General features: G+C 62.0%; 9 protein-coding genes and 1 pseudogene. 9 read left to right on the top strand and 1 reads right to left on the bottom strand.

The genetic code is table 11. The features are described from left to right. A pseudogene (locus EN884_RS14645) lies at positions 1-708 on the bottom strand (hypothetical protein); the annotation flags it as partial. Between the two features lie 155 nt (positions 709-863). On the opposite strand from EN884_RS14645, the gene EN884_RS14650 reads away from it, so the two are divergent. The 9 genes from EN884_RS14650 to EN884_RS14690 form a co-directional block, all read left to right on the top strand. Then, positions 864-1,967, top strand: coding sequence for a myo-inositol-1-phosphate synthase (locus EN884_RS14650; protein ID WP_013533202.1), 1,104 nt, complete (start codon positions 864-866; stop codon positions 1,965-1,967). After that, complete coding sequence (locus tag EN884_RS14655; RefSeq protein ID WP_063170151.1) at positions 1,964-2,560, top strand: histidine phosphatase family protein; 597 nt, start codon at positions 1,964-1,966, stop codon at positions 2,558-2,560. Before EN884_RS14650 ends, EN884_RS14655 begins: the two co-directional genes overlap by 4 nt. Positions 2,561-2,574: 14 nt before the next feature. Next, on the top strand, positions 2,575-3,675 hold the full coding sequence (locus tag EN884_RS14660; protein ID WP_063170150.1) for a glycosyltransferase: 1,101 nt from the start codon (positions 2,575-2,577) through the stop codon (positions 3,673-3,675). Continuing rightward, a complete protein-coding gene (locus tag EN884_RS14665; RefSeq protein ID WP_063170149.1) occupies positions 3,675-4,478 on the top strand; it encodes a sugar phosphate nucleotidyltransferase in 804 nt (267 codons plus the stop codon). The genes EN884_RS14660 and EN884_RS14665 overlap by 1 nt, the downstream gene beginning before the upstream one ends. Positions 4,479-4,480: 2 nt before the next feature. Then, positions 4,481-5,242: a TIGR04290 family methyltransferase gene (locus EN884_RS14670; protein ID WP_013533206.1), complete on the top strand. Its 762-nt coding sequence runs from the start codon at positions 4,481-4,483 to the stop codon at positions 5,240-5,242. Then, positions 5,235-6,167 (top strand): hypothetical protein, encoded by a 933-nt coding sequence (locus EN884_RS14675; RefSeq protein ID WP_063170148.1) that lies wholly within the window; start codon positions 5,235-5,237, stop codon positions 6,165-6,167. The genes EN884_RS14670 and EN884_RS14675 overlap by 8 nt, the downstream gene beginning before the upstream one ends. A gap of 46 nt (positions 6,168-6,213) precedes the next feature. Then, a complete protein-coding gene (locus EN884_RS14680) occupies positions 6,214-7,323 on the top strand; it encodes a glycosyltransferase (RefSeq protein ID WP_063170472.1) in 1,110 nt (369 codons plus the stop codon). Beyond that, on the top strand, positions 7,320-8,306 hold the full coding sequence (locus tag EN884_RS14685; protein ID WP_063170147.1) for a GNAT family N-acetyltransferase: 987 nt from the start codon (positions 7,320-7,322) through the stop codon (positions 8,304-8,306). Before EN884_RS14680 ends, EN884_RS14685 begins: the two co-directional genes overlap by 4 nt. 3 nt (positions 8,307-8,309) lie before the next feature. Beyond that, on the top strand, positions 8,310-9,196 hold an 887-nt coding region (locus EN884_RS14690), incomplete at its 3' end, for a class I SAM-dependent methyltransferase (RefSeq protein ID WP_164895012.1).

Consider the following 9,196-nt stretch of genomic DNA (forward strand, 5'->3'; position numbering starts at 1 on the left):
GTGAATGCGGTCCGTATCGACATCCAGTTCACGCAGCCAAACGACAACGGCATGCATCGAACTGCCGGACAGGCCGGGACCCTCGTCGACAACGGCGAAACGCGCCGATGGATTGTTCTTCCAAGCGGTGATCGACCGCGGATCGGCGTTGATGTGCCTGTGGAAGGGATGGCCGATCGGACGAACGCTGAATGGCGCAGGCGCGCCAATCGAGGCCGCCACCATAGCTGCGAGCCCAAGGCCAATGCTGCGGACACCGATAACGCATGTGTTCGCATCGAGCCCCGACTTCTGCGCCGCGTCCAAATAGCTTTCGGGATAAAGCGCATAATGCGCATAACCCTCAGCGGAGCCGGTCAGAACCTCGGCCTGACAGTCGAGCCCGGCCAGCAGCTTGAGAAGTCCCGGATCGATGCCACCGCCAACGTTGAAACCGCTTCGCCACGACTTCGCTACCTCTGCCGCAAGCCCGACCAGCAGCCTGGCGCCTTGCTGTTGCCGTGGCGAAAAAATGTCGATGCCGCAGGTTCCGAAATCGACGTCGGCAAGCGCCTGAACCAGCTCCGACACGCTGATGAACAGTCCGACCAATGCAGCATGGCGTCGGATGCCATGAGACATCCGATCAAGTCTTACGGCCATTTCGCCTGCTGCTTCGCGAAGCTGTTGTGCGTCCTGCGTCCGCTTGTGGTCGCCGTAGACGATCATCGATCGGTTTCCAATGCTTGCCGTGCGGGAACGCATCGGATGCGGCTTCGATCCATGCTGTCTCGCGCAATTTTTCGATGGGTGGAGGAACATTCCGGCAAGCTGATGGTTCGGCGCCAGGAACTTACCTTTGAACAACATAGGGTGGCGGTTTCGTGGGATCGAAAAAGGTTCGTGTTGGTATCGTTGGGGTCGGCAATTGCGCATCCTCCCTGGTGCAGGGCCTCTCGTTCTATCGTCACGCTAAAAGCAACGAACCAATCCCTGGGCTGATGCATGCCGACCTCGGCGGTTACCACGTCGACGACATCGAGATTGTCTGCGCATTCGATGTCGCCAAGAGCAAGGTTGGCCTCGACGTCGCGGAAGCGATCTACGCCGCCCCCAACAACACGTTCCGCTTTGCCGACGCCATGACAACCGGCGTTCGCGTCGAGCGCGGACCGACGCTGGACGGGATCGGCAAATATTTGCGCGACGAGATTGAAGAAGCTCCCGAGCCGGTTGCCAATGTCACCGAGATCCTGCGTGACAGCAGCGCTGACGTGCTGGTTTCCTACCTGCCGGTGGGTTCCGAGGAGGCGACCTGCTTCTATGCCGAATGCGCACTCGAGGCCGGCTGCGCCTTCGTCAATTGCATACCGGTCTTTATCGCCTCACGTCCGGAATGGCGACGGCGCTTTGAGCAGCGCGGGCTGCCGCTGGTCGGCGACGACATCAAGAGCCAGGTCGGCGCGACCATCGTGCATCGGTTGCTAGCCAATCTCTTCCGTGAACGCGGCGTACGCATCGACCGCACCTATCAACTGAATTTCGGCGGCAACACCGATTTTCTCAACATGCTGGAACGCGAGCGGCTGGAATCGAAGAAAATCTCCAAGACACAGTCCGTGGCCAGCCAGTTCGATGTTCCCCTGGAGCCGGGCAACATCCATGTCGGCCCGAGCGACCATGTGCCTTGGCTCACCGATCGCAAGTGGGCCTATATAAGGGTCGAAGGCACGACCTTCGGCGGCGTGCCGCTCAATGCCGAGCTCAAGCTGGAGGTCTGGGATTCGCCCAACTCGGCCGGCGTGGTGATCGATGCGGTACGCTGCGCCAAGCTGGCGCTCGATCGCGGCATAGCCGGCGCGCTGACCGGTCCCTGCAGCTATTTCATGAAGTCGCCTCCGGAACAGTTCACCGACGCCGAAGCGCGGCAGCGCACGCTCGCTTTTATCGCAGGCAAGGACGAGCCTTTGCTCGATGCCGCAGAATGACGACGACCTTCTTTCTGATCCGCCATGCGGCACACGAAAATGTCGGCTCCTATCTGGCAGGCCGTATGGACGGCGTTTGCCTCGGCGATGCCGGTAAGGCGCAGGCAACGCAGCTTGGCTGCCGCATGGCCCGGGAGCCCATCGTCGCGATCTTGTGCAGCCCGCGCGAGCGTACCCGAGAGACGGCGCTGCCAATTGCGCTCGCCTGCGGTGTCGGAGAAATCGCGATCTGCGCCGAACTTGACGAGATCGACTTCGGCGACTGGTCGGGAAAGACTTTCGATGAGCTGAATGGCGACGCCAGCTGGCGAGCCTGGAATGATCAGCGGCAAGTGGCAAGGACACCGAGTGGCGAGACCATGCACGATGTCCAGCAGCGCGTCGTCGCGGTGATGAATGCTGTCCACGAGCAGCATCCGAATCAGTGTGTCGCCCTGGTCAGCCACGCCGATGTGATCAAGGCCGCCGTCTGCAAGGTCCTTGGCTTGCCGGCCGGCGACTGCTTTCGCTTCGACATCGATCCCGCTTCGATCACGACGATCGTATCGGGGGACTGGGGGGCGAAGCTGATCCGATTGAACGAAGTTGCCTGACGAGGATTTGCCGGATGCAGATGGTCATTTTCGGTCTTACCGTCACGTCTTCATGGGGCAACGGCCATGCCACCTTATGGAGGGGACTGATCCGAGCCCTCGCCCGGCGCGGCTGGTCCGTTACCTTCTTCGAACGCGACACGCCCTACTATGCCGGAGCGCGCGATCTTGATCGCCTGGACGGCGGCAACGTCGTGCTCTACCCGGACTGGGAGGACATCCGCCGGGTCGCGGAGCAAACAGTCAAACAATCGGATGTCGTTATTGTCACCTCTTATTGTCCCGACGCCGTGGACGCCTCGCGGCTGGCGCAGCAGGCAGGCCGCGGACTGCGTGTGTTCTACGATCTGGACACTCCGGTCACGCTTGCCCGCATCGAACAAGGTGAGCGTCCACCCTATTTCGGCCCTGAGGGTCTTGCCGATTTCGACCTCGTCCTGAGTTACACCGGCGGCTCGGCGGTCGACGCGCTGAAGACGGTTCTGGGTGCGCGCCATGTGGTGCCGCTCTATGGGCACGTCGATCCCGACCAACACCGGCCGGCAGAGAAGCGGGCCGAATTCGCCGGTGATCTGTCCTATCTCGGGACCTACGCGGCGGATCGCCAGGCCGGCGTCGAAAAGCTGCTGGTCCGCACCGCCGCGCGTCTACCGGATCAGCGCTTCATCATCGGCGGCGCACAGTATCCGCAGGAATTCCCGTGGGGCGACAACATCTTCTTCGTCAGGCATCTGCCACCGGCCGATCATCCGGCGTTTTTCTCATCCTCCCGACTGACGCTGAATGTCACCCGCGAGGCGATGGTGCAAAAAGGCTGGTGTCCTTCGGGCCGGTTGTTCGAAGCGGCGGCATGCGGGGTGCCGATCATAACCGACACCTGGCCTGGCCTGAGCAGCTTCTTCGAACCCGGCAGCGAGATCCTGCTGGCCCACGACACCGATGACGTGGTCGCGGCGCTCGCCTTGCCGGCAGATGAACTCGATGCCATCAAAACCCGTGCGCGCGAACGGGTTCTGGATGAACACACTTCTGCCCGGCGCGCGGCGGAGCTGGACCACATTCTAAACGACGCCTTTCAAAGATCTCCCCGCGAACCGATGATGGAAGCAGTCTGATGTTGGGCATTGTGCCCGCTGCCGGGCGCGGCAGCCGCATTCAACCGCTCGGCTTCTCGAAAGAGCTGCTGCCGGTAGGCAGTCGGATCGATGGACAGACGGAGCGTCCCTGCGCGGTGAGCGAGTACCTGGTGCGGCGGATGGTGCGCGCCGGCGTCGACAAGATCTGTTTCATCATCGGATCGGGCAAATCCGACATTCTCGAATATTACGCCGCCGGCTATGGTGACGCTGCGGCTCTGTTCGTGGTGCAGCCCAACCCTGTTGGACTTTGCGATGCGATTTTTCGGGCAGCGCCTCTCGTCGCGCCCGACGAGACGGTTTTGATTGGTTTGCCCGATACGATCTGGTTCCCCGAGGACGGCTTCTCCTGCCTGCCGGATAGTTCCCTATCGTTTCTGCTCTTCCCGGTGGACCGCCCGGAATTTTTCGATGCCGTGGTTCTCGACGAGGGAGATCGGGTGAAGGAAATTCTGGTCAAGCGGCAAGACGCTGCCACGAACTGGATCTGGGGGGCGTTCAAGATGCCGGGCCGGATCTTGCACCAACTCGCTGCACTCTGGCGTGAACGGGACCGGCGTGACGAATATATCGGCACCCTGATCAATGCCTATCTGGCTGCCGGCGGTGAAGCCTACGGTGTCAGGGCCGGAGTCTCCTACGTCGATGTCGGCACCTTCAACGGCTATCGCACGGCTCTTCGGCTGCTCGAAGAGGGCGTCGCATCCGAACAACGCCAAACCGCCATGCTTGTGGGTGGAGCACACCCGCATGTGCCTGTCGTTCCCGGCGAAGGAGCCTGACCATGCTGCATTCCCATGCCGAAATCCGCCGCCGTATCGATGCTCTCGGCCCATGGTTCCACAACATGGAACTGGCCGGTGTCGAAACCGCTCCCAACCATTTTCTCGGCAATTACCCGCTGATCAAATGGCGCAAATTCGCCGAGGCCATTCCCGCGGATCTGACAGGCAAGACGGTGTTGGATATCGGCTGCAATGCCGGCTTCTATTCCATCGAGATGAAACGGCGAGGTGCTGCCCGTGTCCTCGGCATTGATTTCGATGAGGCTTATCTGGCGCAGGCCCGCTTTGCCGCCGAGATCGCCAATTGCGAGATCGAATTCCAGAAACTGTCGGTCTACGACGTCGGCGCCCTGCGCGAAACATTCGATATCGTGCTGTTCATGGGGGTGCTTTATCACTTGCGCCACCCGTTGCTTGCGCTCGACCTTATCCGTGAGCATGTCGCCGGTGATCTGATGATCTTCCAGTCCATGCAGCGCGGCAGCACCGATCTTCCCGAGATGGAAGAGAACTATCATTTCTGGACGCATGACCTGTTCGACCGGCCGGAATTTCCCAAGCTCCATTTCATCGAGCACCGCTATGCCGACGACCCGACCAACTGGTGGATACCCAATCGAGCCTGCACCGAAGCGATGCTGCGCAGCGCCGGTTTCGAGATCGTTCTGCACCCTGAGCAGGAGGTCTATTTCTGCCGGGCCGCAGGCGACCCGGCCAGTGGCGGTCCCGTCTACCCCTCGAAAGGACAGCGCCATGATTGAAGCCGCGATGATCTGGAACGAGCCCAACAACAAATCGCATTGGGATCCCGAGCTCGACCCCGACTGGAGCCGCTTCGCCAGGATGGCAATCCTGGCGGCGGACGCAATCGCATCTGAAAACCCGGCTTTGACCAAAGTGCTCGGTGGCATCTCGCCGATAGACCCGGGATTCATCACCCGCATGAAGGAATTCGGCGTGCTGGATCATGTCGACGCCGTCGCCGTGCACGGCTTTCCGCTCGACTGGAACCTGTGGCAAATCCAGGAATGGCCGCAGAAGATCGGCGAGATCGCGACCGTCACCGACCTTCCCATCTGGGTCAGCGAAGTCGGCGTATCGACCTTCGGCGCCGAGGAAATCCAGGTCTGGGGGCTCAAGCGAACAGCTGAATTGCTGCTCGGCAATGCACCACGCGTCCAGTGGTACAGCCTCTACGATCTTCCGCGTGAATGGGAAGCAACGACGCGTCACCGCGAAGCCGAAGGCTCCTCTTATTACCGTCATTTCCATATGGGGCTGCTGCGCCAGGACGGCACGCCAAAGCCCGCGCTGGAGGAATTCCTGCGCTATACACCCGCAATGGGACTGGTGCAGTGGTTTCATTTCGAAGATCCGCGGCTGGACGACGCTGTCGCCTGGCTGAAGCGGCTGGGTGTCACCAATATGCGTACCGGGCTTTCCTGGGCGGACAGTTTTCGGCCGAATGCGCTGGACTGGTTCGACCGGCAGATGGAAGCACTCGCCGATTTCGACGTGACGGTCACCTTCTGCTTCACACCTCAGCATCGCGGAATGATGCCCCACCACACCAGCCCGCCACTGGTGCCGGAGGAGTTCGCGGAATTCTGCTCAACCATGATCCGCCGCTATGCGCCTGGCATGACATCCGCCTCGCTCCCCACGCGGCGGGCCTCGGCCGCGTGAAATCGTCATGCTGCCCATGCATCAGATGCCGGACTTCGCAACACCACTGACAGGTGGGGATGCGGCGCAGGGCACCGGGACGCAACCGGCCGCGACACTCACCGTCCTCAATGTCGCCTACCCTCTCGCGCCCGTCGGACCCGACGCTGTCGGCGGTGCCGAACAGGTTCTGTCGATGCTCGATCGGGCGTTGGTTCACGCCGGCCATCGATCTATCGTCATTGCTTGCCGTGGCTCCAGCACGAGCGGCACGCTTGTGGAAATACCGGCCGAAAACGGCATGCTCGACGAGGCGGCGAAGCGCCGCGCGCAAGAGGCCCATCGCAAAGCGATCGCCGCTGCCCGCGCCCGATGGCCCATCGATGTGGTTCATCTGCACGGCATCGATTTCGACGCTTATCTGCCCGACGATGGTCCGACCTTGGTGACCCTCCACCTGCCGTTGGATTGGTATCCGGCCGCGGCATTGCGCCCGACGCGTGGCGACCTCTGGCTTCATGCGGTCTCACCCAGCCAGCAGAAAACCGCGCCATCAGGCGCCAGGCTGACGGCACCGATTCCGAACGGCGTCGACATCCAAGCACTGAACCTGCCGCAGCCGAAGCGCGACTTTGCCCTGGTTCTGAGCCGGGTTTGCCCGGAGAAGGGCATTCACCTGGCGCTCGATGCAGCCAAACTAGCAGGCGTTCCGCTGGTCGTCGGCGGTAAGGTCTATCCCTACGAAACGCATACGCGGTACTTTCGCGACGAGGTCCAATCTCGCCTCGATGGCCGCCGCCGCTTCCTTGGCCCGCTCGGCTTCACCGCCAAGCGACGCTTTCTCAACGCAGCGCGCTGTCTGGTCATTCCGAGCCTCGCAGCCGAGACCAGCTCGCTTGTGGCCATGGAGGCCCTCGCCTGCGGGACCCCGGTAGTCGCCTTTCCAAATGGTGCGCTTCCCGACGTCATAGAGCACGGCAGGACGGGCTTTCTCGTCGACACGGTCGACGAGATGGCCCAAGCCATTCTTGCGGCGCCCAGCTTGGATGCCGAGACATGCAGGGCGGAGGCGCGACGGCGATTTTCGCTGGAACGGATGATCTCGTCTTACATGGATGCCTATCAGGCGCTGGCACAGCTTGGCACTGGTCGCCGGCGCTTGGCTGCGACGCCGTGAGCAAAGCGGTGCTGCGCTGCGAAATCATCGGTGACCCCGCGCAGTTCGACGCCTTGACGCCGCACTGGTGGAAACTGTGGCAGCAGAGTCCCTCGGCGACGCCGTTTCAATCTCCCGCCTGGCTGGTGCCATGGTGGCACGCATTCGCACCCGGTGAACTGGCGACAGTCGCGGTCTGGCGCGGCGGCGATCTGGTCGGGCTGGCGCCGCTCTATCTCGAGCACGGGACGGCCGGTTCGAAGCTGCTTCCGGTCGGCATTTCGCTCAGCGACTATCTGGACATCCTGGCTGTCCCTGGGATCGAAGCCGAGGTTGTCGGCATTATCAGCGAGTCGATCTTCTCGATCGGGTGGGCGCAATGGATCTTGTCGGACTTGCCGCAGGACAGCGTCGCCCTTGCGATGAAGCATCCCGAGATGGATCGGCCGACCGCCCATGCCGCCTGCCCCGTGCTCGCCATCGCCGGCGACGAAACGCTGGCAGGCTGCGTCCCCGCAAGACGCAGACGCCAGTTGCGTCGGGCGCGCCAGGCGGCATCAAGATGCGGCCGGATTGCGCTGTCATCGGCAAACGGCAGTCCGCAAACCTTCCTCGATCAATTGATCCGCCTGCACAATGTGCGATGGGCCGAACACGGAGGGGGTGTGTTGGCCAACCCCGCCGTCGAGCAATTCCATCGGCTCTCGCTTCCCTTGCTCGATGCTCATGGTCTGGTGCGATGCTGGCTGCTCGCGATCGATGACAGGACCATCGGTGCCTATTACGGATTTCACCACCGCGGCCGTGCCTACGCTTATCTGGGTGGGTTCGACCCTGCTTATGCCGAGGAGAGCCCGGGCGCGATCCTGATTGGCCACGCAATCGTGGAGTCGATCCGTGAAGATGCGCGCGAGTTCGATTTCCTGCGCGGCCAGGAGGCCTACAAATATGGCTGGGGCGCCGCCGACAGGTGGACGATGCGCAGGGTCTGGACGCGGAGTTGACCCATGAGTGTAACCGCACCGAAAGGCGCCCAGCGCCGGACATCGGTCAGGCTGGCGGTTGAAGACTGCATGGCCGACGGTATTTGCGCCGAAGGTGTTCTCGTCAGGCTGGCGCTCCACCTGCCGCCCACAATTGGGGCAGCGGAATTGGCGGAGGTCGTGCTGAAAGTCCGTCCGGCGGATACCGGCGACGCGGCAAGATTGCGGAAGGTCGCCGGACTGCTGCGCTGCAAACCAGACGTCTTTGCCATGTTGCGAGCGACGGGCGGCGCCGTTCGCCATGAGCGCAATGAGGACGAGACGAATGCCGCTGTCGTCATGCGGCTGGCGTCCAGCTTCGATGCCGCGGCAGCGATTTCGGGAGCCGCGAGTGTCCAACTGGCATCCCTCGGCGATGTGGAAAGGCTCACAGCCACGACCAACGAAATCGTCGCATGGCTGGAAGCCCGAGAATTCACCGGAAGGGAACGGAGCATTCTCGACATCGGTTGCGGCATCGGCCGTTTCGAGCGTGCGCTGTGCAGATCCTTCAAGCGGATGGTCGGTATCGATATATCGTCGCGAATGATCTCCATCGCCTCAGAGCAATGCGCCGCACTCGGCAATGTCGAGTTACGACAAACCTCCGGTCTCGATCTGGCCGATTTCGACGATGCCAGTTTCGATTGCGTGCTGGCGGTCGACAGCTTTCCCTATCTGGTTCTGGCCGGCATGGCAGAGCGGCATTTCGAAGAAATTGCGCGCGTTCTGAAACGGCCGGGCTGGCTCGCCTTGCTGAACTATTCCTATCGCGGATCGCTTTTCTCAGACCGCGACGATATCGGCCGTCTGGCGCAAGCTCATCAATTGCGGGTCCTCATCGACGGTGAGAAGCCGTTTCGATCATGGGA

The sequence above is a fragment of the Mesorhizobium sp. M7A.F.Ca.AU.001.01.1.1 genome (assembly GCF_004022735.1).
GTDB classification, from domain to species: Bacteria; Pseudomonadota; Alphaproteobacteria; order Rhizobiales; family Rhizobiaceae; genus Mesorhizobium; species Mesorhizobium ciceri.

Bases quoted from the DNA above. Each gene is read 5' to 3' on its own strand.
- EN884_RS14655 (WP_063170151.1), top strand. From the start codon at position 1,964: ATGACGACGACCTTCTTTCTGATCCGCCATGCGGCACACGAAAATGTC.
- EN884_RS14660 (WP_063170150.1), top strand. From the start codon at position 2,575: ATGCAGATGGTCATTTTCGGTCTTACCGTCACGTCTTCATGGGGCAAC.
- EN884_RS14665 (WP_063170149.1), top strand. From the start codon at position 3,675: ATGTTGGGCATTGTGCCCGCTGCCGGGCGCGGCAGCCGCATTCAACCG.
- EN884_RS14670 (WP_013533206.1), top strand. From the start codon at position 4,481: ATGCTGCATTCCCATGCCGAAATCCGCCGCCGTATCGATGCTCTCGGC.
- EN884_RS14675 (WP_063170148.1), top strand. From the start codon at position 5,235: ATGATTGAAGCCGCGATGATCTGGAACGAGCCCAACAACAAATCGCAT.